The organism is Faecalibacterium sp. AF28-13AC, from assembly GCF_003478405.1.
GTDB classification, from domain to species: Bacteria; Bacillota; Clostridia; order Oscillospirales; family Ruminococcaceae; genus Faecalibacterium; species Faecalibacterium prausnitzii_E.
The window spans coordinates 81,709-107,413 of the sequence record NZ_QUFG01000004.1 but is presented as its reverse complement, the minus strand read 5'-3'; the positions used below and the strand labels follow the sequence as shown (position 1 = coordinate 107,413).

Genomic DNA, 25,705 nt, shown 5'->3' with positions numbered 1-25,705 from the left:
GTTCAGCTCACATAGGCCAGTCCTTCCCAGGAAGCCACGATGCTCTCGCTGAGGCCGGGCACCCCGGCCGCATCCGCAACATGCCGGAACGGGCCGTGCGTGTCGCGGTATTCCAGGAGCGCCTGCGCCCGCTTTTCGCCGACGTTTGGCAGGATGCAGAGCGTTTCGAGGTCTGCTGTGTTCAGGTCCACCCGGATGAGCTGGACCATGGGCGTTTCGGATGCTGCCTTTGGCGTCAGCCTGGGCGGCGCAAGAGCAGCCGCCAGCAGGATGCAGACCACAGCCGCCGCTGCCGCACACAGCAAAAACAGCCGCTCGTGCCGCCGGGCAGATGCCTGAGAACCGGTTTCCTTCATTGTACCCGACTTTCCTCCAAAAAGAAAGCCCCCTGCACGAAAAATACAGGAGACTTTACACAACTTTTACGCAGACGTTTCCGCAGAGCGCACCATGCCATAGAGCAGCTCCGCCACAGCACCGGCATCGTGATCGGTGAGGGTGGTCTGCCTGGCGGCAAGACGCAACTCAGCCGGGGCATCGGCGGGGACGACGCTGTTCCCCGCCAGATGGACCAGCTCTGCCATCTGGGTGCAGTCGGCCAAAACGGTCAGCTGCTCGGCAGAATAGCCTGCCGGGGAGCAGACGGCCTGGACCATCGCACTGCCGGACACACTGCCCGGCAGAAGCGCCAGCACATCCGGGCCCATCCGCTCGGCGCGGAGGGTCACGGTGGCCTCGCCCAGCGCCTTTTCCAGCAGCGCCGTCAGGGGCACCTGCTTTTTGTCCTGATAGAACAGGATGCGCAGCACATCCTCTCCCCGGACGTCCGCCGCATTGCTCAGCACAAAGGTGGTCCACTCCTGCCGCAGGTGGGCTTCCAGAGACTCGCTCATCCGCAGCACACGGGTGGAACCGTTCTTCATCTGCAAGGCGATGCCGACGCCCGGCACACCGGGCAGCACCCGGAGGACGGATTCCTCCATCCCGGCAAAGCTGCACAGGGCCGTGCCCGTGCCCTCGGCAAAGTTGTAGGCCAGCACACCGCCGCAGACCAGCGCGGGTGCACTGAGCCGTACCCCGCCCAGCAGAGAACGCACCACCTTGGGCGACCGCTGGGAGTAGATGGTCAGCTTGCCGCCGCGGCTGGCAAACAGCTGCAGCACATCGCGGTGGAGCTGGGGCAGGCTGCCCTCTGCATTCAGAAGAAGGTTGTCGAGATCGCAGAGGACCAGCGTGTTTTCGATGGAATTGCTCATTCGTTGTTTCCTCCTGTGCGCTGACGGAGCGTGGTCAGAAAGCGGGTGAAGTAATCCGGCAGTTCGGAGTCGAACCGCAGATGCTCGCCCGTGATGGGGTGGACGAAGCCCAGTGTTTTGGCATGAAGGCACTGGCCGTGGAGGCTGGTGATGCAGTTGTGCGGGCCATAGACCGGGTCCCCTGCCACCGGGTGATGGATGGACGCCATGTGAACGCGGATCTGGTGGGTGCGGCCCGTTTTCAGGCGGCATTCCAGCATCGTGAACTCGCCCAGGCGTTCCAGCACCCGGTAGCCGGTGTAGGCATACTTGGTGTGGGGCTCGGTGGACGGATAGACGGCCATCTTCTTGCGGTCGGTCTTCGAGCGGCCCAGATGGGACTCCACAAAGCCCTCGTCCTGTGCAAAGCCGCCGTAGACGATGGTATGGTAGGCCCGCTCCACGCTGTGGACCGCCATCTGCTGGGACAGGCCGATGTGGGTGGCGTCGTCCTTGGCGACGACGAGAAGGCCGCTGGTGTCCTTATCAATGCGGTGGACGATGCCGGGGCGGATCTCGCCGCCGATGCCGGAAAGGCTGCCCTTGCAGTGCCACAGCAGCGCATTGACCAATGTGCCGTCCGGGTTGCCGGGGGCCGGATGCACCACCATGCCCTTGGGCTTGTTGACCACCAACAGGTGCGCATCCTCAAACACGATGTCCAGCGGGATCTCCTGCGGCACGGCTTCAATGGGCCGGGCGTCCGGGATCTCCAGCAGGATGATGTCGCCGGCCTTGAGCTTCAGGCTCTTGACCGGGGCCTTGCCGTTGCACAGCACATGGCCATCTGCCACCAGCGCCTGCAGCGCACTGCGGGAAAGGCCGGTATCCTCCCCGCTCAAAAAGCGGTCGATGCGCTGGCCTGCGCCCTCCGCTTCCACGATAAATTCACGCTGTTCCATGGGTCACGGCTCCTTTGCGTCACCGGAGTGCAGCTCCCCCAAAAAGATGACCAGCACCCAGAGCGCCACACCCACACAGACGCAGATGTCCGCAAAGTTGAAGACGGCGAACCTCATGAACAGCAGGTTGATGTAGTCCACGACCTCGCCGTTCAGCACACGGTCGATGAGGTTGCCGATGCCGCCGCCCAGCACAAGGATCAGCGCCGCCTGCTGCAGGCGATCGTTCCGGCTGCGGAACAACAGCCAGTATGCGACGAGGATCAGCGCAGCGCTGGTGGCCACGATCAAAAACAGCTGCCTGCCGCTGAGCAGGCTGAACGCCATGCCCTGGTTGAGCACGAACCGCAGCTCCACCACATGGGGGATGAGCGGCAGAGTGCCCACGGGCATCAGCACATGCACCGCCCAGAACTTGATGCCCTGGTCGATGCCGATGAGCACTGCCACACACAGCAGGTTAAAGATCACATAAGCCATAACGAAATACTCCCAACAGCGGGCCGGACCCGCCGGTCTTCTGATATCAAAAAGCGGCGCTCCCCTGCTCGAAAGGAGCGCCGCAGCGTTCAAACGGAAAAAGCCTTAGCCTTCCACCACGCTTGCGCAGCGGGCGCAGAGGGTGGGGTGAGCCGGATGGGTTCCGATGTCTGCGGAATACTTCCAGCAGCGCTCGCACTTGTCGCCGGTGGCGTGAGCCGCAGCCACGCCCAGACCCTCGACCGCAGAGGCAGCGCCGCCCTCGCCCTTGACCAGCTCCACCTGGGAGACGATCATCAGGTCAGCCAGCTCGTCCATGGGGATGCTGTTCAGCAGGTCATAGACGGCATCGTTGCAGTACAGGGTGACGGCAGCTTCCAGCGAAGCACCGATGGTCTTCTCGGCACGGGCCTGCTCCAGCACCTTCTTGACCTCGTCGCGGACAGCGATGAGCTGTGCCCACTTGGCCTTGAAGGCATCGTCGGCGGCATACTGGCCCGCTTTGGGCATATCCTCGAAGACGACGTACTTGTTCATGCCCTCGGTCTTGGGCATGAAGTCCCAGATCTCCTGGCTGGTGAAGCAGAGGATGGGGGCGATGATCTTATCCAGCGCGACCAGGATCTTGTACATAGTGGTCTGTGCTGCGCGGCGGGCTGCGCCGTTGGTGCAGTAGAGACGATCCTTGGTGACATCCAGATAGAAGTTGGACATGGCCACGACGCAGAAGTTGTAAACTGCGTGGTAGACTTTGTTGAAGTCGTAGACCGCATAACCGGCGTGTGCGTTGACGATCAGGTCGTCCAGCGCAGCCAGTGCCCAGCGGTCGATCTCCTGCAGCTGGTCATCGGTGACGCAGTCGGTGTTGGGGTCGAAGCCGTCCAGGTTGCCCAGGATGAAGCGGGCGGTGTTGCGGATCTTGCGGTAAGCCTCGCTCAGCTGCTTGAAGATGTTCTTACCGGCGCGCACATCGACGGTGTAGTCGGAAGAAGCGACCCACAGGCGGATGATATCAGCGCCGTAGTCCTTGATGATCTCGCTGGGCTCCACGCCGTTGCCGGCGCTCTTGTGCATCTGCTTGCCCTGCTCGTCCACGACCCAGCCGTGGCACAGAACGGACTTGTAGGGGGCGCAGCCCTTGCTTGCAACGCTGGTCAACAGGCTGGACTGGAACCAGCCGCGGAACTGGTCGCCGCCCTCCATATACATATCAGCCGGGAAGTGCAGCTCCGGGCGCTCTTCCAGAACGGCTGCATGGGTGGAGCCGGAATCGAACCAGACGTCCATGATGTCGGTGTCCTTGGTCCACTCGGAAGCGCCGCACTTCTCGCAGACTTCGCCTGCGGGGATGATCTGCTCAGCTTCGTACTTGTACCACGCATCGGAGCCTTCCTTGCGGAACAGCTCGCTGACGGCCTTGATGGTGGCGTCAGTGATGTGGTAAGCACCGCACTTCTTGCAGTAGAAGGCCGGGATGGGCACACCCCAGGTGCGCTGACGGCTGATGCACCAGTCGTTGCGGTCGCGGACCATGCCCTTCATGCGGTCGTGGCCCCAGTCGGGCATCCACTGCACGGTGTCGATGGCCTTGTAGACATCCTCACGGAACTTTGCGACCGAGCAGAACCACTGCTCCGTGGCGCGGAAGATGATGGGGTGATGGCAGCGCCAGCAGTGCGGGTACTGATGCTTGATGTGCACCTGACCCATGACGGCACCGGACGCGGTGAGGTCGGCCAGGATGGTCTTATTGGCTGCCCAGACACGCTGGCCTGCGTACTTGCCGGCCAGGTCGGTCAGATAGCCGCCGTCGTCCACGGGGACAGTGATAGGCACCTGCGGATACTTCTGGCAGACGTTGAAGTCATCGACGCCGTGGCCGCCTGCGGTGTGGACGCAGCCGGAACCGCTCTCCAGCGTGACGTGGTCGCCCAGGATGACCCAGCCCTCCTTGGGCAGGTAGACGTGCTGGTAGCGCATGAGCTCGAACTCTGCGCCGCTGACCGGCTCGCCCACGACCTCATAGTCGGTGATGTGGCAGGCATCCATGACGCTCTTGACCAGCTCGGTGGCCATGATGTGGTACTCCTCGCCGATCTTGACAAAGGAATACTCGAACTGGCCGTTCAAGCAGATGGCCTCGTTGGCGGGCAGGGTCCAGGTGGTGGTGGTCCAGATCACAAAGTAGGTCTTGTCCATCGGGATGCCGTGCTTTGCCAGCACACCGTTGGGGTCCTGGGTGACATGGAAGCGGACGAAGATGGAATCGCAGTCGTCCTCGCCGTACTCGATCTCGGCCTCAGCCAGAGCGGTGCGGCAGTCGGGGCACCAGTAAACGGGCTTCAGGCCCTTGTAGATGTAGCCCTTCTTTGCCATCTCACCGAAGATCTCGATCTGGCGGGCCTCAAACTCCGGCTTCAGGGTCAGGTAGGGGTGCTCAAAGTCGCCGATGACGCCCAGACGCTTGAACTGGTCGCTCATGATGTCGATGTGCTCGGTGGCGAACTTTTCGCAGATCTGGCGCAGCTCCAGCTTGGAGATATCCTTCTTCTTCTCGCCGACGGAGGACAGCGCCTTCAGCTCAATGGGCAGGCCGTGGGTATCAAAGCCGGGCACATAGGGAGCCTGGAAGCCCTCCATGTTCTTGTCGCGGATGATGATATCCTTGATGATCTTGTTCAGCGCGGTGCCCATGTGGATGTTGCCGTTTGCATACGGAGGGCCGTCGTGCAGAACGAACTTGGGCTTGCCGTCGTTGTGCTTGATGAGCTGATTGTACAGGTCGTTGTCTTCCCAGTCCTTGAGCATGACAGGCTCCTTTTTGGGCAGGCCTGCGCGCATCTCGAACAGCGTCTTGGGCAGATTCAACGTACTGTCGTACTGAGACTTATTCTTAGCCAATGGTTACACACTCCTCTAATTTATTGAAACGCTCCGGTCACTCGCTGAATTTGACGCCCTTGAAAGCGGCATAATCCGGCTCTGCCGGTTCTTCCTCTTCCTCTGCGCCAACGGGTGCCTGAGACGGGTCCAGCTTGATCTTGAGCTGGCTCTCATCCTTGGACCAGAAATCCTCGCTCTTGTCGTCCTCTGCGGTTTCCTCGTCCGCAGGGGCTGCATCGGTCTCCGGCTGTGCCTGCTCGATCTCCTCGGTCAAGGCCGCAGCAGTGGTCTCCTCTGCTTTTTCCTCCACAGCGGGCTCGGCAGCCTCCGGCTCCTCCTTCTGGAACTCCGGCAGGCGGCTCAGAGACTCGACATGGCTGCGGTACAGGTTGAGCACGTCGGACTTGAAACGGGTGACTTCCAGACGGACGCGGTCATACTCGCGCTCCTCTGCCAGCTTTTTATCGTTTGCTTCGTTGATGATCTCATCCGCGCGGTCACTGGCCTTCTGGAGCAGCTCATTGGCATCGCGGATAATATCATCCCCGCGCAGATTTGCACGGTGCAGGATCTCTTCCGACTTCTGGTTTGCTTCGCGGATGACGTTCTCGCCCATGCGCTGTGCATTGATGAGCGCACTCTTGAGCATGTCGCCGTCCGCCTCGTAGTTCTTCATCTCTTCGTGGAGACGCTGGTTTTCCGCTGTCAGGTCTGCGATCTGCTTGCGCAGCTCCTCGGCCAGGGCATCGTCCTGCCGGAGCTGCTCCTCGACCTTATCCAGGAAACGGTCCACCTCTTCGGTGCGATAGCCGCGGAGGTTTTTTTCAAATTGGACGCTGCGCACGTCCTGCGAGGTCAGCATAGTAGTTTCCTCCCAAATTCATTTAATATTGAAAAAACTCGATGATCGCCCGGTCTTTTCTGCTTTTTCCGGGCAGTGCCGTCAGACCAAAGCGGCCCTTGCCCCGCACGGTGAAGACATCGCCCTCATACACCGGGGCGTGGACGCTCTCCACCGGAAGGTGGTTGATCTCCACCCGGCCTGCCGTGATGAGCTCCGCTGCCATGCTGCGGCTGCAGTGGAGCATGGCTGCCAGCACCGCATCCAGCCGCAGGGAAGAAACGGTCGCCGTTTGCAGCGTCCGCTCCGCCTGCGGGAACTCCGGAAGCTCTTCCAGCGGCAGAAGCTGAATCGTGACCTCCACCCGGCCCGCCTGCAGCAGTTCCTGACAGATGAGCTGCGCCGCCGGTTCCAGCGCAAAGACATAGGCCGTGCCCGGCGCATCGGAGGGCAGGACGATGTCGCCCAGCGCCTCCCGCCGCAATTCCAGCCCCATCAGGCTGCCGAGGTAATCCTTGTGTGCCGGAAGAGCAGCCCCGGCCTGCACCCGGCAGGTGAGCCGGACGCAGCACAGCGGGCTGTCCGGCCAGCTGCCCTCCGGCTCCAGGCAGAGGAGCCGGCGCTCTGCACCGGGCCAGCCGCCCTCGAAATGATACGCATTTTCCGGGACGGCGGCGCGGTTGAGCGCTGCTCTGGCAAGATCCTGCTCCCGGTCACTCAGAAAGGCGGAATAGCGCGGGATGCCGCGGCTCTCCGCCGTGCGGGCCAGATCCTCGATGTGCCGCATCAGATAGCGCTCTTCATCGCTGCGGGCGGGGACGAAGCCCCGCACGGCTTTGGGGGCAGGATCAATAGAACGCGCCATTGTTCTCCAGCTCGTCCAGCAGATCGCCCATGATATCCACGTTGTAGGGGGTGATGATGAAGGTGCTGTTTGCCACGCGCTTGATCTGGCCGTTGTTGGCGTAGGCGACGCCGGAGAGGAAATCGACCAGGCGACGGGAAACTTCCTTGTTGGTAGACTCCAGGTTCAGGACCACGGTGCGCTTGTTGTTCAGGTGGTCGGCGATGGTGCTGGCATCCTCAAAGCGCTCCGGCTTGACCAGAACGACCTTGAGCTGGGTGGTCGCGTGGATGTTGACCACCTTGTTCTTTCTGGGGGTGCCCTCTGCGGGCTCCTCATCCTCTTCGTCTGCCCCGACGCCCAGACCGTTGTTGTTGTTCACCATCTGGGGGCCGTCGTCGATGTACTGATCGTCGTACTCGTCCTCGCTGCCGAAAAGCCCCTTCTTCAGACTATCCACAAAAGACATAGAAACTGCTCCTTTCATTCGGGCGGCTTGCGCTGCCTGGCTGATTTTGCAAAGAGATGCAAATAGCTTCTACTATTATCGGATTTTTTGCTGCAGATGTCAATAACTACAAAAGTTTTCCGTCATACAAATTTTGTCCGGAGACGATAATCTCGTCATAAAGGCGAACCTGACTGATCGAACCGGCCGTTCCGCTGGGCAAAACGATGAGATAATCGCCATCCAGCACCTGGGGGTGCTGGTCGTCCACGGGGTCGATCTTGCAGAAGCGGGCCAGGTTGCCGTACTTGACGTAGACGCCGGGGATGTAGTTCTCGCCCTGACCCTCGGCCTCGGAGCCATCCTCTTTGAGGTAATGGACCGCCGCCTGCGGCACCCGCAGGCCGGTGCTCTGCCCCACGATGACCTGCGCATTGGCCCGGTTCAGCCGCAGCACGTCGCCGTTGATGACCTCGCACGAGAGGACGAAGCGGGTCATGTCGTTCTCGGTGTCGATGTTCACTTCCTGCACGGTGGCCTTGAGGGGTGTTTCCGCCTGGCCGGGGAAGCGGATCTCCACCGAGGTCTTCCGCGGTTTTCCGTCCGAGCCCAGCAGCTTTTCGCCCTGTTTGGCCGAGCAGATGCCCGCGTAGTACCAGGTGAAGCCGGAGACGATCTTGCCCGCGCAACCGTCCAGTTTGATCTCCGGGGAGGACTCGATGTAGGCTTTCAGATCCGCAGCACCCAGTGCAAGGATGTCCTCCATGCCGGCATTGAGCCGCCCGGAACTGGCCGAACGGATAAAATAGCCCGTCTGCGGGGCGGTGATCTGGGTGGGGCTGCCCAGCTGGGCCTGCACATTGGACGCCTGCTGCACCAGCGCGGCGATCTGGTCCGAGAAGGTGGAGACCTCACCGGTGATGATCCAGAGCTTGTTCTGGGCCAGCAGATAGTCCTCCGTCTGGGCGTCGGTGTCTTCATAGTCGGAGGCATCCAGCGCATCCATCAGATCGTACAGCGCCGCCGAGCGGTCTTTGCGCAGGGACTCCATCTGCGCCGAGGTGGTGTTCTGCGATTTTTGCAGCAGGTCGATCTGGTCGTTGATCTGGGTCAGCTGCTGGCGCAGACCGGCCTGGGAAGCATCGCTGTAGACTTCCGCCACCGCAGTGCCCGCCGAGACGCGCTCGCCATCGGCCACAAGGTAGCCCAGCGTACCGTCCCCGGCCACATAGCTTTCGTTGAACAGCAGCACGCCCTCGGCATCCACCGTGTCTTCTACTGTGGCCAGAAGGGCCGTTTCGTAGGTGTTGGGTGGGAACAGCACCTGCATGGCCTGATAGAAGACATATACGGCCGCCAGCAGCAAAAAGACGATGGCAACGCCTGCCAGCGTCTTCAGTGCGCCGGGCAGCTCACGTTTTTCCTTCTCTTCCTGCATTCTGCTCATCCTTTCGTGATAAATTCCTGCGTCAGTGCGGCAGCGCGGGCCTTGAGGTCCGGTGCCGCTGCGTCCAGCCAGACCACGCCGTCCATGTGGCGGAACCAGGTCAGCTGACGCTTGGCATAGTTGCGGGAAGCCTGCTTGAGCTTCTCCACGCAGGGCGTCAGTTCCGACTCCCCCATAAAATAGGGAAAGAATTCCTTATAGCCAATGGCCTGCGCTGCCGTTTTGAAGCGGGCCCGGTTTGCAAACACGGTTTCGGCTTCGGCCAGAAGGCCCGCGTCCATCATCCGGTCCACCCTCAGGTCGATGCGGCGGTAGAGCTGGGCGCGCTCCGGGAAGTCCAGCCCCAGCACCAGTGCGCGGTAGGGCCGCTCCGGTGGGAGCGATGCCGCCTTCTGTTCGCTGAGGCGTCGGCCGGTAGCGCGGTAGTGTTCCAGCGCCCGCAGCACCCGCACCTGATTGTTCGGGTGGATGGCGGCAGCGGCTTCGGGGTCCACCTGTTTCAGCTCTTCGTACAGGGCAGCCGGGCCTTTTTCGGCCAGCTCTGCCGCCAGCTGCTCCCGCAGGCCGTCCGGAGCTTTTTCGGCCGTGAAGCGGACACCATAGAGAAAGCTCTGAACGTACAGCCCGGTGCCGCCCACCAGGATGGGCAGCTTTCCGCGGGCGGAGAGGTCGGCTTCCAGCGTTCCGGCCAGCGCAGTGAAATCCGCCACGCTGAAGGTCTGGTCCGGCTCCAGAAAATCGACAGCATGGTGCGGGATGCCGTGGGTCTCTTCCGGCGTCACCTTGGCGGTGCCGACATCGAGGCCTTTGTAGATCTGCATCGAATCCGCACTGATGATCTCACCGCCGAACTGCTCGGCCAGCGCAACGCCCAGCGCGGTCTTGCCAGTCGCGGTCGGGCCGACCACAGCGAGGACCGGGTGTTTTTTCTCAAACGATTCGGCCAAACTGCTTTTCCAGCTCCTTTCGGGTCAATTTGAGGACGCAGGGACGGCCATGCGGGCAGAAGGGCGGCACTTCACCGGACAGGATCTTCTCGGCCAGCGCCATAAGCTCCTGCGGGGAGGTGTGGTCCCCCGCCTTGATGGCTGCACGGCAGGAGATGGAGTGGAGCACCCACTCGGTCTTTTCGCTCAGGGCGTCGCGGCTGCCGTGGGCCAGCTTCGCCGCCAGCTCCACGAGAAGGTCTTCGGCGCTGCCCTGCTCCACATCGGCAGGGACCGCGCGCAGAAAGACCGAATTGCCGCCAAAGTCGTCGATCTCCAGCCCGGCACGTTCCAGCAGGTCGATGTTGGCCAGCAGCGCCGTCTTCTCCTCGGCCGAGAGCTCCACCACCACCGGTTCCAGCAGCAGCTGGCTGGGCACATCGCCGTAGGACGCGGCCAGCTTTTCAAAGAGCTGGCGCTCGTGGGCCGCGTGTTTATCAATGATGCACACCTCGTCCCCCCGCTCTGCGAGGATGTAGGTGCGGAAAAGTTCGCCCACATAGCGGAGCGGCTCCGGCCCCTCCTGAAGATCAAAGCCCATCTGTTCGGGCGTCCCGGCGGGGGCCGACGCCTCTTCCGTTTCGGCGGGTCCGGCCGCAGCGGGTTCCGGCTCTGCCGTTTTGGGCTGCGGGGCCGGGTCCCATGCTGCCATGTGGTCCTGTGCTCCGGGCAGGTCGTCTGCGTCCGGCTCGATGTCGAGCTGGGCCTCGCTGGATGCTGCACGGAAACGCGGCACAACCGGTTCGGAATGGTCAGTCTCCTCTTCCGGCCGCTTCGGGCTGTGCAGGCTGACATCCGGATTCAGGGGAGCCGAAGGTGCAACCGTTGTCCAGCTGTGCTCGCTTGGGGATGCCGTAGACGGCCCCGGCAGGATGTCCGCTTCTGCCGCTGTCGGGCGGACGGGCCGGGTGGGCACAGTCGGAGCCGAGACCGCCGGTGCAGCAGATGCCACGGAAGGGGCAGTTTTGGGGTGCTGTTCCAATGTGCCCGGCTCCGCCTGCCCCGGAATGACGGCAGCAAGCCCTGTAAAGTTATTTTTCTTTACAGCATTTTCACTCGGATTTTCGTTTTTTTCTAAAATGTTGGATTTTTCGTTGTTCTTCTCGTTTTTGGGCTCCTCGAAGGCGAACAGCCGCTCACCGGTGCCCGGTTGAGCCAACGCCAGCTTGGTGGCGTGGTACACGAGGTCGAAAATATCATTCTCGCGGGCGAAGCGGACTTCCGTTTTGGCCGGGTGCACGTTGACATCCACCAGGTCCGACGGCATTTCCAGAAGCAAGATTCCTCCAGGGAACTTGCCCTGCATCGTGGTGCCCTTGAACGCCATTTCCATGCCCGCCATCATGGTGCGGTTGCGGACATAGCGCCCATTGATATAGAAATACTGCATACTCCGGCTGGCACGGCAGCTTCTGGGCTGGGTGATGAGGCCCCACACCCGGTAGACACCCTCGCGGTTGTCCAGCTCGATGAGGTCCCGGCTGAACTCCCGGCCCAGCACGGCATACGCTGCACTGCGCAGCTGACCGTCGCCGGGGGTGACGTACTGCAATTTCCCCTCACGGATGAACTTGAAGCTGACCTCCGGGTGGCTCAGGGCCACATGGGCGACGGTATCCGCCACAAAGGTACCCTCGCTGGAATCCTTTTTCAGGAACTTCATCCGGGCGGGCGTGTTGTAGAACAGGTCCTTCACCCGGATGGTGGTTCCCACGCTGCGGGCACCGGGTTCGATGGGATAGGCTTCCCCGCCCTCGATGCGGTAGACCGAGGCGCATTCGTCCGCTTCGGTCCGGGTCAGCACCTCCACCCGCGCCACACTGGCGATGGAGGCCAGTGCTTCGCCCCGGAAGCCGAGGGTGTGGATATGGTTCAGGTCCTCCTCGGTCTGGATCTTGCTGGTGGCATGGCGGATGAACGCCGTGGGGATGTAAGCGGCTTCGATGCCGGTGCCGTTGTCGCTGATCTCGATCAACTTGACGCCGCCGGACTCGATGCTCACCGTGATCTGGGCGGCACCGGCGTCGATGGCGTTTTCGAGCAGCTCTTTGACCACCGAAGCCGGCCGCTCGACGACCTCACCGGCGGCGATCAGCTCTGCGGTGTGTTTGTCCAAAACATGGATGACTGCCATAGGTTCCCTCCCCTTTTCGTTGGTATTGCGTCAGTTTCAGCCGTTCAGGCTGCCCTTCAGGGTCTTCTTGAGCTCGTACAGGAAGTTCAGCGCTTCGATGGGGGTCAGCGTCTCCACATCGAGGGCTTCCAGCTTTTCCAGCACTTCGCTGGGCACGGCCGGAGAATTGTACTCCTGCAGGGCGTCGAAATCCATCTGTTCGACGTTGTTCTTGGGGGCGCTGGCTTCCAGTGCCCGCAGTACCTCGTGGGCGCGGCGGGTCACGGTGCCGGGCAGACCGGCCAGCTTTGCCACCTCGATGCCGTAGCTGTCATCGGCCGGGCCGCGGACGATCCGGCGAAGGAACGTGATATCTTCGCCGCGCTTTTTGACCGCGATGTTGTAGTTCTTCACGCCCTCCAGAATGCCTTCGAGGTCGGTCAGTTCGTGGTAGTGGGTGGCAAACAGCGTCTTGCAGCCAAGCCCCTTGGCCGGGTCGGAGATGTGCTCGACCACGGCGCGGGCAATGCTCATGCCGTCAAATGTGGACGTGCCGCGGCCGATCTCATCCAGAATGACCAGACTCTTTGTGGTGGCATTCTTCAGGATCTCGGCCACCTCGGTCATCTCCACCATGAAGGTGGACTGCCCAGCCGACAGGTCATCCGATGCACCGATGCGGGTGAAGATGGCGTCCACAACGCCCACATGGCATTCTTTGGCCGGGACGAAGGAGCCGATCTGCGCCATCAGCGCAATGAGGGCATTTTGACGCATGTAGGTCGATTTACCGGCCATGTTAGGGCCGGTGATGATGAGGCAGCGGTCGGTGGAGCAGTTGAGGGTGGTATCGTTTGGCACGAACAGGCTGCCCTTGAGCATCTGCTCGACCACCGGATGACGGCCTTCCACAATGGTCAGCTCGTCGCCGTCGTCCACAACGGGGCGGCAGTAGTTGTTCTCGGCCGCCACCTGCGCCAGCGCCGCCAGCACATCCAGCTCGGCGACGGCATTGGCCGTCCGCTGGATGCGGTCCAGCTGGGCGCTGATGGTCTCCAGCAGCTCAGCAAAAAGGCGGTGTTCCAGCGCGATGAGACGCTCGTGGGCACCGAGGATCTTGCTTTCCAGCTCCTTGAGTTCCTGGGTGATGTAGCGCTCGCCGCTGGTGAGCGTCTGCTTGCGGATGTAGGTCTCCGGCACCAGATTTTTGTAGCTGTTGCTGACCTCGATGAAGTAGCCAAAGACGTGGTTGTAGCCGATCTTCAGCTTGGGGATGCCGGTCTCCTGCCGCAGGCGGGTCTCCAGCTGGGCCAGGATGCCCTTGGTGTTATCGCGGATGGAACGCAGCTCGTCCACCTCGGTGTGGTAGCCCTTGGCGATGACACCGCCATCCTTTAAGGTAGACGGTGCGTCCGGGCTGACCGCCGCGTAGATCTTTTCCTTGATGTCGGTCAGCGGGTCGATCTGCGCCGCCAGTTCGGCCAGCTCCGGGCAATTGCAGCTTTCGGCCTGCCGACGCAGCCCCGGCAGGCGGTCGCAGGTCTGGGCCATGGCGTAGATCTCCTTCGGCGTGGCCGAGCCGTAGACGGTGCGGGTCATCATCCGCTCCAGATCGGAGATGTAGTGCAGCTCTTCCATGAGGTCGCCGCGCTGGACGGTCTGGTTGACCAGACTTTCCACCTCGTTCAGGCGGCGGTTGATAATGCCGCTGGAAACGAGCGGCTGTTCGATCCAGCTGCGGAGCATCCGCTTGCCCATGGCGGTGCTGGTCTTGTCCAGCACCCAGAGCAGGGTGCCCCGCTTCTCGCGGCCGCGCAGCGTTTCGGTCAGTTCCAGATTGGCCCGTGTGACCGGCGACAGCCGCATGAACTGCGCCTTGTTGTAGCAGATGACGGTCTTCAGGCGTTCGACGCCCTTGATCTGGGTGTCGTGCAGATATTCCAGCAACGCCGCCATGGCAAAGCGGACGTTGCCCTTTTCGTCGATGCCGGTCTTCGCGGGCCAGTCGCGGCCGAACTGATTTTCCAGCGCGATGGCCACAAGGCCAGGCGCATAGCGCTCCTCTTCGACAAGTTCGACGGAGCACTGCATATTTTTCTTCAGGTAGGTGGTCAGCTCCCGGCAGTCGAGGGTGTTGGGGTTCATCAGCACCTCGCTGGGGTGGTAGCGGCACAGCTCGGTGATGACAGCCGGGACGACCTTTTCCTGCCGGAGTTCCGTGATGTGGGCCGTGCCGGTGGAAACATCGGCAAAGCAGAGGCCCGCCGTGTTCCCCTTGATGAAAATGCTCGCGATGTAGTTGTTTTTATCATCCTGGAGCATACTGCTCTCGATGATGGTGCCGGGCGTGACCACACGGATGATATCCCGCTTGACGAGGCCCTTGGCCTTGGCGGGGTCTTCCACCTGCTCACAGATGGCGACCTTGTAGCCTTTGGCGATGAGCCGGGCCACATAGCCTTCGTAGCTGTGGAAGGGCACCCCGCACATGGGGGCGCGCTCCTCCTGACCGCACTGCTTTCCGGTCAGCGTCAGGTCCAGCTCCCGCGAGGCCGTCCGGGCATCGTCGAAGAACATCTCGTAAAAGTCGCCGATGCGGTAGAACAGAATCTCGTCCTTGTGTTGTTTTTTGATTTCCAGATATTGCTGCATCATGGGCGACAGTTCCGCCATGGTAGTCCACCTTTCTTGCATTGAATCCCTGTTTGAGCGCAGTTTTGAAACATCATGCCGGGAAAACCGGCCTGTGTGCGAGAGGCCGTCTGCTCTGGTTTGCAGGGAGTAACCGCTTTTGCAAGGAAAACGCGGCCTGCAAAGCGCAGCCGCGTTTTCCGTTTCACATGTGCTCAGTGGCAGCCGCCGCAGGTGGAGCAGCTGCCGGTGCAGGACGCGCTGGGTTCCTGCACGGTCATGGGGTCGCCGCCGTTCATCGCGGTGTTGATGATGGCGTCGATATAGTTGACGAGGTTCTCGCAGTCCTTCTTGGCCTCGTTGTAGGCCACCATGCCCTCATCGGCCATGATCTTGCCGTACAGATCGTTGACCTTCTCGTTCAGCTCGGAGATGCGCGCATCGCTGCGCTCGCTCTTGCCGATCTCGTTGTTCAGGTCCATGCGGGCAAGGTTGAACTCGCCGATCATGTTCTGTAGCTCCTCATCGTTGTCGTTGAGCTTGCGGGCCTGGTCGAGGGCCAGATAGCGGGGGTCGGTCTGCAGTGCCATGGCGGCACGCTTAAAGAGGTCGATGCAATCCATAAGAATAATCTCCTTTAGTGTTCTTTTTGTTTGATGGAGCCGTTCCGCTCCGGGAAATCCTGGTCAATCTGCCAGCTCGCCCAGCAGGACGGTGGCGCGGGCACCGGTGAGGTGCACATGGGCATACCGGCCCATCCAGCCGGGGTCGGCGGCGAACTCGACGGTCAGGTTGTTGTCCAACCGGCCGGAGAGGGTGCCCTCGCTGCGGCCAAAGCTCTCCACGAGGACGCGGACGGTCTGGCCCACCTGTGCTTTGACGAGGCCCATGGCGATCTCGTCCTGGATCTTCAGCAGGCGGCTCATCCGGTCGGTCTTTTCCTTGCGGGGGGTGGGGTCGGGCATTTCTGCCGCCTTGGTCCCGGTGCGCTTGGAGTAGATGAAGGTGAACAGCTGCATGTAACCGACCTTCCGGATCAGGTCGAGGGTACCCTGGAAATCCTCCTCCGTCTCACCGGGGAAGCCGATGATGATGTCGCTGGAGAAGGTGATGCCGGGCACAGTCCTGCGGGCATACTCGATGAGTTCGAGGTACTGCGCAACGGTGTAACGGCGGTTCATCTGGGCCAGCATTCGGTCCGAGCCGCACTGCACCGGCAGATGCAGGTGCTTGCACAGGTGCGGCTGCGCGGCGATGGTGTCAATGAGCTTATGGCTGGCGTCCTTCGGGTGGCTGGTCATGAAGCGGATCTGATAATCGCCGGGCACCGAGCAGAGCAGGTTGAGCAGGTCGGAAAAATCCACCTTCTCTTCCAGGCCCTTGCCGTAGCTGTTGACATTCTGGCCCAGCAGGGTGATCTCCTTGTAGCCCGCTTCCACAAGGCCCCGGAATTCGGCCAGGATATCGCCGGGCTTGCGGCTCTTTTCGCGGCCGCGGACATAGGGCACGATGCAGTAGGTGCAGAAGTTGTCGCAGCCGTACATGATGGGCAGCCAGGCGCGGAACTCGCTCTCGCGCCGGATGGGGATGTTCTCCACGATGACGGGGCGCTGGGCAGGTTCCAGAAGGACCCGCTTGTGCTTTTGCAGCTTCTGCGCAATGAGCTGCGGCAGGGTGTCGATGCCGTCCACGCCGAAGACGAGGTCCACATACGGGTAGCTCTGGCGCAGCTTTTCCACCACATGCTTCTGATTGGCCATGCAGCCGCACAGGCCGATCATCAGGCCGGGCTTTTTCTCCTTCAGGCCCTTGAGCGCGCCCACATTGCCGAAAACGCGCTGCTCGGCGTGCTCGCGGACGGCGCAGGTGTTAAAGAGGATGAGGTCGGCGTCTTCGGGTTTGTCGCACAGGCCGTAGCCGATATCCACCAGCACACCCTTGATGCGCTCGCCGTCGTTGACGTTCTGCTGGCAGCCGTAGCTGTGGACGAAGGCCAGCGGCGGGGTGTCGTATGTCTTGCGCACCAGCTCGGCAGCGGTGGCGTTGTGTTCAAATGCAATGTACTCCAATGATGAAACCATCCTTCGGTTCGATATTTTCAGAAAGCTCCTTTTAGTATACCCTGTTTTGCGCCGCAGGGCAAGTAGGAAGTGCGAATTTTTCGGTTCAGACGGAGGCTTCGGCCTGCTTTTGGGCGCAGGCCTCGCACAGGCCGAACAGGACCACCGCGCAGTCCTGCACGACGCCCTTCTGGCTGCGGACCAGCTTCATCACCTGCTTTTCGTCCACATCGGCGTCCACGACGCTGCCGCAGGCGTTGCAGTAAAGGTGGCTGTGCCAGCACAGGGTGTGGTCGAACCGGTCGGCCTTGCCGGGGATGGAGACGCGGCGCACCCGGCCCGCCTCCACCAGACTGTTCAGGTTGCGGTAGACCGTGCCGAGGCTCAGGCCGGGGCACTCCGGTGCAGCTTTGTCAAAAATCTCTTCCGCGGTGGGGTGGTCGCAGAGTTCTTCCACCTTCCGCAAAACCAGCTCGCGCTGCTTGGAATAACGCATAAGTTCCTCCTGTTGTGGTTTTTATACTTTGTCTTCGCCCTTGATGCGGGCCCAGTAGGCGCGGGTCGCCTGTTCGTTTTTGTTTTCCCCAAAGGTGTAGTACCGGACATCCCTGAGCACATCGGGCAGGTATTGCTGCTCGACCCAGTGGTTCGGGTAGTCGTGGGCGTATTTGTAGTTCTGCCCCTTAACAAGAGCATCCTCGCCGTCAAAGTGCTTGTTCTGCAGCTGGCGCGGGATCGGCCCGGTGCGCCCGGCCTGCACATCCGCGATGGCGGCATTGATCGCATCGTGGGCGCTGTTGGATTTGGGGCTGGTAGCCACCAGAATGACTGCATCCGCCAGTGGGAGCCGGGCTTCCGGCAGGCCCACCATGTTGGCCGCGTCGATGGCCGCCTTGACGATTGGGATGATCTGCGGGTAGGCAAGGCCCACATCCTCGCAGGCACAGACCATCAGGCGGCGGCAGGCCGAGGGCAGGTCCCCTGCTTCCAGCAGGCGGGCCAGATAGTGGAGCGCTGCGTCCGGGTCGGAGCCGCGCATGGATTTCTGGTAGGCGGACACGATGTCGTAATGGTCATCGCCGTCCCGGTCGTACCGCATGGCGGTGCGGCGGGTGACCTGCCGGATCATTTCAAGGGAAATATGCTTGCCTTGCTCATCCTGCGGCGCGGCGGTAACGGCAAAATCGAGGCAGCCCAGCGCCTTGCGCAGGTCGCCGCCGGCACTCTCGGCAAGGTACGTGCAGGCGTCTGGGTCCATTGTGACCGGGATGCCCTCCGATGCCGAGAGCTTTTCCAGCGCGTTGTGCAGGCCCTGCTCCACATCCGCCGCCGCCAGTGACCGGAACTCGAACACCGTGCAGCGGGACAGCAGCGCATTATAGATGTAGAAGTAGGGGTTTTCGGTGGTGGATGCGATGAGGGTGACGCTGCCGTCCTCGATGCACTCCAACAGGCTCTGCTGCTGCTTTTTGTTCAGGTACTGGATCTCGTCGAGGTAGAGCAGGATGCCCCCTGCCCCGGCCAGTGTGCCGATGTCCTTGAGGACCGCCTTGATGTCGCCGGTGCCGCAGGAGGTGCCGTTGAGCTTGTGGAGGGTCATCCCGCTGTTTTCGGCAATGATGCGGGCCACAGTGGTCTTGCCGGTGCCGGAGGGGCCGTAGAAGATCATGTTGGGGATCTTTCCGCTCTCAATGGTGCGGCGGAACACCCGCCCCGGTGCCAGCAGATGCTGCTGCCCACAGACCTCGGCCAGTGTTTTGGGGCGCAGACGCTGCGCCAGCGGTTCGTTCATCGGTCGTTCCTCCTCTTTGCTCATCTGAGACAATTTCCTGTTTATCATAGTATACCGCATTTCCCCGCTGAGGACAAGCGCTTCTTTGGCAGGGGCCTGCCCCGATATCGCAAAATTTATTTACAAACCCGTCGAAACATGGTATCATCAGGCTATCCTTATGTGAAACGAGGCGATCTCATGCGCAAAGCTTCCCCGGCGGAAGACCTTTCCGCAAAAAAAGCGCTGGCGCGCACGGTCATTGACCGATTGAAACAGGAATACCCGGACGCAGGCTGCACGTTGGACTACGACCACGCCTGGCAGCTGCTGGTCAGTGTGCGGCTGGCTGCACAGTGCACCGACGCGCGGGTGAACATCGTCGTGCAGGACCTGTTTGCAAAATACCCCGATGTGGCGTCGCTGGCAGCTGCCGAGCCGGAGGACATCGAAGCCATCGTCAAACCGTGCGGGCTGGGCCGCAGCAAGGCGCGGGATATCTCGGCCTGTATGCGGATGCTGCGTGACCGGTACGACTGCAAGGTGCCCACCACCTTTGAAGAGCTGCTGGCGCTGCCCGGCGTGGGCCGGAAGAGCGCGAATCTTATCATGGGCGATGTGTTCGGCAAGCCTGCCATCGTGACGGACACCCACTGCATCCGCCTGTGCAATAAGATCGGCCTGGTGGACGGCATCAAAGAACCGCAGAAGGTGGAAATGGCACTGTGGAAGATCATCCCGCCCGAAGAGGGCAGCGACCTGTGCCATCGGTTCGTCATGCACGGCCGGGCCGTCTGCAATGCCCGCAAACCCGAATGTGAACGGTGCTGCCTGAAGGATGTCTGCCGGTATGCAGCAGAGCAGGCAGCTGCACAAACCAAATAGGAGGTCTCATTATGATCACACTCTCGATTCTGATCGTCATCGCGCTCATCTGCGCTTTGGTCGGCTGCCTGATGGGCCTGTTCTCCCTTGTGGGGCTGCTGGCCTCGCTGGTCATCGGCGTACTGGTGGGTGCACTGGCCGGGTACATCGCAGGCCGCTTTATGGGCACCGAGACATCGTTTGCCCGCAACGCCGTCCTGGGTGTGCTGGGCAGCTTTGTCGGCGAGTTTCTGTTCGGCCTGGTCGGCATCCACGCGACCGGGAGCTTCAGCTCCTTTGTCATCTCCATCCTCGGTGCCTGCGTCTGCATCTGGGTGGACAATAAGCTGTTCAAAAAGGGCTGATCTCCCGGAGCTGTCAGCGCTCTGCATTTGCTCTCCCGTTTGGGAGAGCTTTTTTGTTTTCTCCTCTTGACAGATGTATCGCCTCGCGATATAATGCAATTACGATATATCGTATGGCGATACAAAGTGAGGCGATACAATGGAAAATCTGGCGTTAACGGAATCCACTTACTACATCCTGCTTTCCCTCTACCACCCACAACACGGTTACGGCATCATGCAGCAAACCGAGCAGCTCTCCGGCGGGCGAGTGCGGCTGGCCGCCGGGACCTTGTACGGTGCTTTGAACGCACTGTGCGAAAAAGGCTGGATCTCTCCCCTGCCCATGGAAAGCGGGAGTCGCAAGAAGGAATATCAGCTGACCCCTTCCGGGTTCGAGGTACTCAAGCGAGAGTTGTCCCGGCTGGAAGAACTGGTGACCAATGGCCGCAACATTTTACAGGAGGAATAAGCATGAGCGAGACGAAAACCCTGCACAAATGGTTCTGGGTCTGGGAATTTGAAAAAGAAGAACGCTGGCTCAACGAGATGGCACAGGAGGGCTGGGCGCTGACATGTGGCGGCTTCTGCACCTACACCTTCGAAAAATGCGAGCCGGGCGAATACATCATCCGGGTAGAAACACTGGACAACTCTTCTGATTTTGAAAATTTCATGGAGGAGCTTGGGGCCGAATCCGTTGGCCGCTGCTTCCGCTGGGGCTACTTCCGCCGCAAAGCGGAACTGGGCGAGTTCAACATGTTCTCCGACATCGACTCCCGCATCGCCCATCTGAACAAAATCGGCAAAATGCTGTTCCTGCTCTGTATGGCAAATATCGTGATTGGCCTTGCGAATTGTACCGGGGCCACCAGCAGCCGCCTGGGCTGGCTCAACCTGTTGTGCGCCGCCCTGCTGGCTTACGGGCTGGGCCGCATTCACGGAATGCGTGACGGGCTGAAACATGACCGCGCTCTCCACGAGTGACCATTTTCCCTTTGGAACGTCGTTTTTTCAGAATTTTCAAAAAGTTCATCTTTGCCCGCTTGCATTCCGGTGCAGGCGGGTATATTATTATCGCATGCAAATAGTTATCAAGTGTTAAATATTTGCAGTAGATAACAAACAAGGAGGTTCCCCATGCCGAAGGAAAACGCCCCGGAGCTGTTCGGGCTGTTCCACTACATCCACCAGCTGAGCGACGAAACCAAGCGCGGGATGAAGACATCGCTGGAAGAGTGCCCCCGGTGTCATTTCGTGATGCTGGAAGGCGTTCTGGCGAACATTGAACAGCACGGAACGGATGGAAACATCTATGTTTCCGACCTGGCCGCTGCCGTCCGGCAGCCGATGCCCGCCGTTTCGCGGTGGCTGCGCCAGCTGGAGCAGGATGGACTGATCGAACGCATCACCGACCCGAACGACCGCCGCAAGACACTGGTGCACGTCACCGAAAAAGGCCTTGCTTCCAGCCGCCAGTGCGAGCTGGCCCTCAGCGGGTATTTCGACCGGGTGGCGCGCCGCCTGACGCCCCAGCAGCTGACCCAGCTGCAGGAGCTGAAGGATGTTCTGCTGGATGCGGTGATGGCCGAAAATGCGGAATTCCAGACCAAATCGAAGGGAGACAATCAAAATGGGTAAGATCTTCAAGCAGCTGGCCCGCCACTGGGCCGCCTGCCTGGTCGTGATCGGCCTGCTGTTCGTGCAGGCGTACTGCGACCTTTCCCTGCCGGACTACACGAGCAAGATCGTGGATACCGGCATCCAGCAGGGCGGCATCGAAAGCCCCCTGCCCCAGACCCTGCGCTCCTCCACGCGGGATGCGCTGTCGCTTTTGATGAGCGAAGAGGACGCAGAGACCTTCCGGAACGCCTACGGATATTACATTCAGGACGACGGCGTTCTGAAGCTCCGCGCTGACCTGACCGCCGAGGAACGTGCTTCTCTGGAAGAGATCGTCACCATGCCGGACATCGTGCTGTATATGGCCGCTTCGCAGGCTGCCAATGGCACCGGGATGCCCGCGCAGGGCATGGTTCCCCTTTCGGAGTATCCGGCTGCTTCCAGCGAGGCCGCTGAGAGCGCAGCCTCCTCGGAAAACACTGAGGATACCGCAGCGGAGACCATCGCCCCCACTGCTACCGATCTGGACGCCGTGTGCGCCCAGTTTGCGGCCATGGCACAGATGCCGGGCTTCTCCCGCGAGATGATCCAGCAGCAGCTTGCCAGCGCAATGGCACAGATCGACGAGACGACCCTTTCCAGCATGGCCAGCCAGGCCACCCTGCTGGTCAGCCTGGAATACGAGGCGCAGGGCGTCGCGCACGACGTCCAGATGCAGTATCTCTTCCGAGTGGGCGGGCAGATGCTGGGTCTGACGCTGCTGATGGTGGCGGTCGCCATTCTGGTGGGCCTCATTGCTTCCCGCGTGTCGGCTGCCATCGGCCGTGACCTGCGTCGGCAGACCTTCTCCTCTGTCATCCATTTCTCCAACGCAGAGATCGAGAATTTCTCCACTGCTTCCCTCATCACCCGCACCACCAACGACATCCAGCAGGTGCAGTTCGTCTGCGTCATCCTGCTGCGCATGGTGTCCTATGCGCCCATCCTGGGCATCGGCGGTGTGCTCCATGTCGTGCAGGGCAACACCGGCCTTGCCTGGATCATCGTGCTGGACGTGGTCCTGCTGCTCTGCCTCATCGTGTTTCTGATGAACATCGCGATGCCGAAATTCAAGATCATGCAGACCCTTGTGGACAAGCTGAACCTCGTCAGCCGCGAGATCCTGACCGGCGTAATGCCGGTGCGCGCGTTCAGCCGCGAGACCTTCGAGGAAGAGCGCTTTGACAAGGCCAGCAAGGAGCTGATGGGCACCCAGCTGTTCACCAACCGCGCCATGGTCGCCATGATGCCCTTTATGACCCTTATCATGAACGGCACCAGCCTGCTCATCGTCTGGTTCGGCGGCAAGGCCATGGATGCCGGCAACATGCAGGTGGGCGAGATGATCGCCTTCATCACCTACACAATGCAGATCGTCATGTCCTTCCTGATGCTGGCAATGGTGGCCGTGATGCTGCCCCGCGCCGGTGTGGCCGCAGACCGCATCGACGAAGTGTGCCGCACCACCGCTTCCATCCACGACCCCGACGAAGCCGCCGCCCAGCCTGCGCGGGAGCGCAGCCACTGGAACGGTGTGGTGCAATTCGAGGATGTGAGTTTCCGCTTCCCCGGTGCCGACAGCGACGCGCTGGAGCACATCAGCTTTACCGCTGAGCCGGGCCAGACGACCGCCATCATCGGTTCCACCGGCTGCGGCAAATCCACCCTGCTGAACCTCATCCCCCGCTTTTACGATGTGACCAGCGGCAAAGTGACCGTGGACGGGATCGACGTCCGCGACATGCCGCAGGAGACGCTGCACAGCCTGCTGGGCTATGTTCCTCAAAAGGGCATTTTGTTCAGCGGCAGCATTGCAAGCAACCTGAAGTTCGGCGGCGAACAGATCACCGACGCCGACATGAAGAAAGCAGCTGCCATCGCACAGGCCACCGAGTTCATCGACGCCAAGCCCGAAGGCTACGACAGCCCCATCGCGCAGGGCGGCTCCAACGTCTCCGGCGGGCAGAAACAGCGCCTTTCCATTGCGCGCGCCATTGCAAAAGCGCCGCGCATCTATCTGTTTGACGACAGCTTCTCCGCCCTGGACTACAAGACCGATGTGACCCTGCGCCGTGCCCTGAAGGCGGAGACCGGCGACGCCACCGTCATCATCGTGGCACAGCGCATCTCCACGGTGCTCCACGCCAACCAGATCCTGGTCCTCGATGAGGGCCGTCTGGTGGGCCGGGGCACCCACGCCCAGCTGATGGCCTCCTGCCCCGAATATCAGGAGATCGCGCGGAGCCAGCTGAGCCAGAAAGAGCTGGATCTGAAAGACCTGAACACCGGAAAGGAGGAGAAGTAACATGCCGAGACCCGGACGCCAGACGACGGAACGCGCCAAGGATTTCAAGGGTACGCTGCTGCAGCTGCTCAAGACCATGGGCGCCTATAAGATCTCCCTCATCGTCGTCATCGTTTTCGCCATCCTCTCCACCATCTTCAACATCGCAGGCCCGAAGATCCTGGCCAAGGCCACCACGGCCCTTGCCACCGGCTGGATCGCCAGACTGCGCGGCGTTGGCAGCATCGACTTTGGCTACATCGGCAAAATTCTGCTCATCCTGCTGGCCATGTACCTCTGCTCGGCCGCATTCAGCTTCATTCAGGGCTGGCTGATGACCGGCCTTTCGCAGAAGGTGTGCTACGACTTCCGCCGCCAGATCAGCGAGAAGATCGACCGCCTGCCCCTCGCCTACTTTGAGAAGCGCACCGTCGGCGAGGTGCTCTCCCGCATCACCAACGACGTCGATACTCTGGGCCAGAGCCTGAACCAGAGCGTCACCCAGCTCATCACCAGTGTGACCACCATGATCGGTGTGCTCCTCATGATGCTCTCCATCAGCCCCAGAATGACCCTCATCGCCCTGCTCATCCTGCCCGTTTCGCTGGCGCTGGTGCTGCTGGTGGTCAAATTCAGCCAGAAATACTTCAAGGCCCAGCAGGCCACTCTGGGCGTCGTGAACGGCCAGGTGGAGGAAGTCTACTCCGGCCACAACGTCATCAAGGCATTCAACCGCGAAGCCGCTGTGCTGGCCGACTTCAACACCGCGAACGACAAGCTGTTCGAATCCGCCTGGAAGAGCCAGTTCCTCTCCGGCCTGATGCAGCCCATCATGAACTTTGTGGGCAATCTGGGCTATGTAGCCGTGGCCATCGTCGGCAGCGTGTTTGCCGCCAACGGCGTCATCACCATCGGCGACATTCAGGCGTTCATCCAGTATGTCAAGAACTTCACCCAGCCCATCCAGCAGCTCGCGCAGGTGTCGAACATGCTGCAGAGCATGGCCGCTGCGGCGGAGCGCGTCTTCGAGTTCCTGAACGAGCCGGAAGAAGCCCAGCTCGCCGACCCGGCCCGCCGGGCAGACCCCGCCTGCATCGACGGTCAGGTCACCTTTGACCACGTCCGGTTCGGCTATGTGCCCGAAAAGACCATCATCCACAATTTCAGCTGCACCGTAAACCCCGGCGAGAAGGTCGCCATCGTGGGCCCCACCGGCGCGGGCAAGACCACCATGGTCAAGCTGCTGATGCGCTTCTACGACGTGGATTCCGGTTCCATCACCCTGAACGGCCACGATGTGCGCGACTTTGACCGCAGCGCTCTGCGCGAGGGCTTCGGCATGGTGTTGCAGGACACCTGGCTGTTCAAGGGCACCATCATGGAGAACATCCGGTACGGCCGCCTCGATGCCACCGACGAAGAAGTCATCGCCGCTGCCAAAGCCGCCAACGCAGACCACTTCATCCGCACCCTGCCCGGCGGCTACCAGATGGAGCTGAACGAGGATGCTTCCAACGTCAGCCAGGGCCAGAAGCAGCTGCTCACCATCGCCCGCGCCATCCTGGCCGACAACCGCATCCTGATCCTGGATGAGGCCACCAGCAGCGTGGATACCCGCACCGAACAGCGCATCCAGACCGCAATGGACAACCTGATGCGCGGCCGTACCAGCTTCGTCATCGCCCACCGCCTGTCCACCATCCGGGACGCAGACCTCATCCTTGTGATGCGGGACGGCGACATCGTCGAGCAGGGCACCCATGACCAGCTCATCGAAAAGGGCGGCTTCTACGCAGACCTGTACAACAGCCAGTTCGAAGACGTTGTGGAATAAGCCACAGCTCCCTTCT

23 protein-coding genes are annotated in these 25,705 nt (G+C 61.3%); 7 read left to right on the top strand and 16 right to left on the bottom strand.

Translation table 11 applies throughout. The features are described 5' to 3' along the window. Window positions 1–2 precede the first annotated feature (2 nt). From DWY95_RS06655 to DWY95_RS06580, 16 genes are all read right to left on the bottom strand, one after another. Window positions 3–356, bottom strand: a complete 354-nt coding sequence (locus DWY95_RS06655) for a helix-hairpin-helix domain-containing protein (protein WP_118552868.1) — start codon at window positions 354–356, stop codon at window positions 3–5. 66 nt (window positions 357–422) lie between these two features. After that, window positions 423–1,256, bottom strand: a complete 834-nt coding sequence (locus DWY95_RS06650) for an HAD hydrolase family protein (RefSeq protein WP_118552867.1) — start codon at window positions 1,254–1,256, stop codon at window positions 423–425. After that, on the bottom strand, window positions 1,253–2,197 hold the full coding sequence (locus DWY95_RS06645; protein WP_097792324.1) for an RluA family pseudouridine synthase: 945 nt from the start codon (window positions 2,195–2,197) through the stop codon (window positions 1,253–1,255). The genes DWY95_RS06650 and DWY95_RS06645 overlap by 4 nt, the downstream gene beginning before the upstream one ends. Before the next feature lie 3 nt (window positions 2,198–2,200). Beyond that, window positions 2,201–2,677, bottom strand: a complete 477-nt coding sequence (gene lspA, locus DWY95_RS06640; RefSeq protein WP_118552866.1) for a signal peptidase II — start codon at window positions 2,675–2,677, stop codon at window positions 2,201–2,203. A gap of 105 nt (window positions 2,678–2,782) precedes the next feature. Further along, complete coding sequence (ileS, locus tag DWY95_RS06635; protein ID WP_118552865.1) at window positions 2,783–5,578, bottom strand: isoleucine--tRNA ligase; 2,796 nt, start codon at window positions 5,576–5,578, stop codon at window positions 2,783–2,785. Window positions 5,579–5,615: 37 nt separating this feature from the next. Continuing rightward, window positions 5,616–6,422, bottom strand: a complete 807-nt coding sequence (locus tag DWY95_RS06630) for a DivIVA domain-containing protein (protein WP_118552864.1) — start codon at window positions 6,420–6,422, stop codon at window positions 5,616–5,618. A gap of 22 nt (window positions 6,423–6,444) precedes the next feature. After that, a complete protein-coding gene (locus DWY95_RS06625) occupies window positions 6,445–7,266 on the bottom strand; it encodes a YlmH/Sll1252 family protein (RefSeq protein WP_118552863.1) in 822 nt (273 codons plus the stop codon). Continuing rightward, window positions 7,250–7,714, bottom strand: coding sequence for a cell division protein SepF (locus DWY95_RS06620; RefSeq protein WP_097792329.1), 465 nt, complete (start codon window positions 7,712–7,714; stop codon window positions 7,250–7,252). Before DWY95_RS06620 ends, DWY95_RS06625 begins: the two co-directional genes overlap by 17 nt. A 106-nt stretch (window positions 7,715–7,820) precedes the next feature. After that, the gene (locus DWY95_RS06615; protein ID WP_243082629.1) at window positions 7,821–9,131 is read right to left on the bottom strand and encodes an HlyD family efflux transporter periplasmic adaptor subunit; all 1,311 of its coding nucleotides are present in this window, start codon (window positions 9,129–9,131) and stop codon (window positions 7,821–7,823) included. A gap of 5 nt (window positions 9,132–9,136) precedes the next feature. Continuing rightward, window positions 9,137–10,087, bottom strand: coding sequence for a tRNA (adenosine(37)-N6)-dimethylallyltransferase MiaA (miaA, locus tag DWY95_RS06610; protein WP_118552861.1), 951 nt, complete (start codon window positions 10,085–10,087; stop codon window positions 9,137–9,139). Next, entirely contained in the window at window positions 10,071–12,260 is a 2,190-nt protein-coding gene (gene mutL / locus DWY95_RS06605; protein ID WP_118552860.1) for a DNA mismatch repair endonuclease MutL, read from the bottom strand. Before mutL ends, miaA begins: the two co-directional genes overlap by 17 nt. A 36-nt stretch (window positions 12,261–12,296) precedes the next feature. Beyond that, window positions 12,297–14,912 (bottom strand): DNA mismatch repair protein MutS, encoded by a 2,616-nt coding sequence (gene mutS / locus DWY95_RS06600; RefSeq protein WP_118552859.1) that lies wholly within the window; start codon window positions 14,910–14,912, stop codon window positions 12,297–12,299. Between the two features lie 173 nt (window positions 14,913–15,085). Beyond that, entirely contained in the window at window positions 15,086–15,493 is a 408-nt protein-coding gene (locus DWY95_RS06595) for a YlbF family regulator (RefSeq protein WP_097792333.1), read from the bottom strand. A 63-nt stretch (window positions 15,494–15,556) separates the two neighbouring features. After that, complete coding sequence (gene miaB, locus DWY95_RS06590; RefSeq protein WP_118552858.1) at window positions 15,557–16,939, bottom strand: tRNA (N6-isopentenyl adenosine(37)-C2)-methylthiotransferase MiaB; 1,383 nt, start codon at window positions 16,937–16,939, stop codon at window positions 15,557–15,559. 97 nt (window positions 16,940–17,036) lie between these two features. Next, the gene (locus DWY95_RS06585) at window positions 17,037–17,426 is read right to left on the bottom strand and encodes a transcriptional repressor (RefSeq protein ID WP_097792335.1); all 390 of its coding nucleotides are present in this window, start codon (window positions 17,424–17,426) and stop codon (window positions 17,037–17,039) included. 21 nt (window positions 17,427–17,447) lie between these two features. After that, window positions 17,448–18,722 (bottom strand): replication-associated recombination protein A, encoded by a 1,275-nt coding sequence (locus tag DWY95_RS06580; RefSeq protein ID WP_118552857.1) that lies wholly within the window; start codon window positions 18,720–18,722, stop codon window positions 17,448–17,450. Between the two features lie 180 nt (window positions 18,723–18,902). On the opposite strand from DWY95_RS06580, the gene nth reads away from it, so the two are divergent. The 7 genes from nth to DWY95_RS06545 all read left to right on the top strand — a co-directional run bounded on the left by nth (window position 18,903) and on the right by DWY95_RS06545 (window position 25,689). After that, window positions 18,903–19,586, top strand: a complete 684-nt coding sequence (gene nth, locus DWY95_RS06575; protein ID WP_097792337.1) for an endonuclease III — start codon at window positions 18,903–18,905, stop codon at window positions 19,584–19,586. A gap of 11 nt (window positions 19,587–19,597) precedes the next feature. Beyond that, complete coding sequence (locus tag DWY95_RS06570; RefSeq protein ID WP_118552856.1) at window positions 19,598–19,930, top strand: GlsB/YeaQ/YmgE family stress response membrane protein; 333 nt, start codon at window positions 19,598–19,600, stop codon at window positions 19,928–19,930. Between the two features lie 139 nt (window positions 19,931–20,069). After that, on the top strand, window positions 20,070–20,381 hold the full coding sequence (locus tag DWY95_RS06565) for a PadR family transcriptional regulator (protein WP_118552855.1): 312 nt from the start codon (window positions 20,070–20,072) through the stop codon (window positions 20,379–20,381). A 2-nt stretch (window positions 20,382–20,383) separates the two neighbouring features. Next, complete coding sequence (locus tag DWY95_RS06560; protein ID WP_118552854.1) at window positions 20,384–20,896, top strand: DUF2812 domain-containing protein; 513 nt, start codon at window positions 20,384–20,386, stop codon at window positions 20,894–20,896. Window positions 20,897–21,049: 153 nt separating this feature from the next. Further along, a complete protein-coding gene (locus DWY95_RS06555; protein WP_243082627.1) occupies window positions 21,050–21,550 on the top strand; it encodes a MarR family transcriptional regulator in 501 nt (166 codons plus the stop codon). Further along, window positions 21,543–23,876, top strand: a complete 2,334-nt coding sequence (locus tag DWY95_RS06550; RefSeq protein ID WP_118552853.1) for an ABC transporter ATP-binding protein — start codon at window positions 21,543–21,545, stop codon at window positions 23,874–23,876. Before DWY95_RS06555 ends, DWY95_RS06550 begins: the two co-directional genes overlap by 8 nt. 1 nt (window position 23,877) lies before the next feature. Beyond that, the gene (locus DWY95_RS06545) at window positions 23,878–25,689 is read left to right on the top strand and encodes an ABC transporter ATP-binding protein (protein ID WP_118552852.1); all 1,812 of its coding nucleotides are present in this window, start codon (window positions 23,878–23,880) and stop codon (window positions 25,687–25,689) included. Window positions 25,690–25,705: the final 16 nt, after the last annotated feature.

What these genes read in the sequence shown, in the direction of transcription:
- DWY95_RS06655 (WP_118552868.1), bottom strand. Translation starts at nt 356, where the DNA reads ATGAAGGAAACCGGTTCTCAGGCATCTGCCCGGCGGCACGAGCGGCTG.
- DWY95_RS06650 (WP_118552867.1), bottom strand. Translation starts at nt 1,256, where the DNA reads ATGAGCAATTCCATCGAAAACACGCTGGTCCTCTGCGATCTCGACAAC.
- DWY95_RS06645 (WP_097792324.1), bottom strand. Translation starts at nt 2,197, where the DNA reads ATGGAACAGCGTGAATTTATCGTGGAAGCGGAGGGCGCAGGCCAGCGC.
- lspA (WP_118552866.1), bottom strand. Translation starts at nt 2,677, where the DNA reads ATGGCTTATGTGATCTTTAACCTGCTGTGTGTGGCAGTGCTCATCGGC.
- DWY95_RS06630 (WP_118552864.1), bottom strand. Translation starts at nt 6,422, where the DNA reads ATGCTGACCTCGCAGGACGTGCGCAGCGTCCAATTTGAAAAAAACCTC.
- DWY95_RS06625 (WP_118552863.1), bottom strand. Translation starts at nt 7,266, where the DNA reads ATGGCGCGTTCTATTGATCCTGCCCCCAAAGCCGTGCGGGGCTTCGTC.
- DWY95_RS06620 (WP_097792329.1), bottom strand. Translation starts at nt 7,714, where the DNA reads ATGTCTTTTGTGGATAGTCTGAAGAAGGGGCTTTTCGGCAGCGAGGAC.
- DWY95_RS06615 (WP_243082629.1), bottom strand. Translation starts at nt 9,131, where the DNA reads ATGCAGGAAGAGAAGGAAAAACGTGAGCTGCCCGGCGCACTGAAGACG.
- mutL (WP_118552860.1), bottom strand. Translation starts at nt 12,260, where the DNA reads ATGGCAGTCATCCATGTTTTGGACAAACACACCGCAGAGCTGATCGCC.
- mutS (WP_118552859.1), bottom strand. Translation starts at nt 14,912, where the DNA reads ATGGCGGAACTGTCGCCCATGATGCAGCAATATCTGGAAATCAAAAAA.
- DWY95_RS06595 (WP_097792333.1), bottom strand. Translation starts at nt 15,493, where the DNA reads ATGGATTGCATCGACCTCTTTAAGCGTGCCGCCATGGCACTGCAGACC.
- DWY95_RS06585 (WP_097792335.1), bottom strand. Translation starts at nt 17,426, where the DNA reads ATGCGTTATTCCAAGCAGCGCGAGCTGGTTTTGCGGAAGGTGGAAGAA.
- DWY95_RS06580 (WP_118552857.1), bottom strand. Translation starts at nt 18,722, where the DNA reads ATGAACGAACCGCTGGCGCAGCGTCTGCGCCCCAAAACACTGGCCGAG.
- nth (WP_097792337.1), top strand. Translation starts at nt 18,903, where the DNA reads ATGCGCAAAGCTTCCCCGGCGGAAGACCTTTCCGCAAAAAAAGCGCTG.
- DWY95_RS06570 (WP_118552856.1), top strand. Translation starts at nt 19,598, where the DNA reads ATGATCACACTCTCGATTCTGATCGTCATCGCGCTCATCTGCGCTTTG.
- DWY95_RS06565 (WP_118552855.1), top strand. Translation starts at nt 20,070, where the DNA reads ATGGAAAATCTGGCGTTAACGGAATCCACTTACTACATCCTGCTTTCC.
- DWY95_RS06560 (WP_118552854.1), top strand. Translation starts at nt 20,384, where the DNA reads ATGAGCGAGACGAAAACCCTGCACAAATGGTTCTGGGTCTGGGAATTT.
- DWY95_RS06555 (WP_243082627.1), top strand. Translation starts at nt 21,050, where the DNA reads ATGCCGAAGGAAAACGCCCCGGAGCTGTTCGGGCTGTTCCACTACATC.
- DWY95_RS06550 (WP_118552853.1), top strand. Translation starts at nt 21,543, where the DNA reads ATGGGTAAGATCTTCAAGCAGCTGGCCCGCCACTGGGCCGCCTGCCTG.
- DWY95_RS06545 (WP_118552852.1), top strand. Translation starts at nt 23,878, where the DNA reads ATGCCGAGACCCGGACGCCAGACGACGGAACGCGCCAAGGATTTCAAG.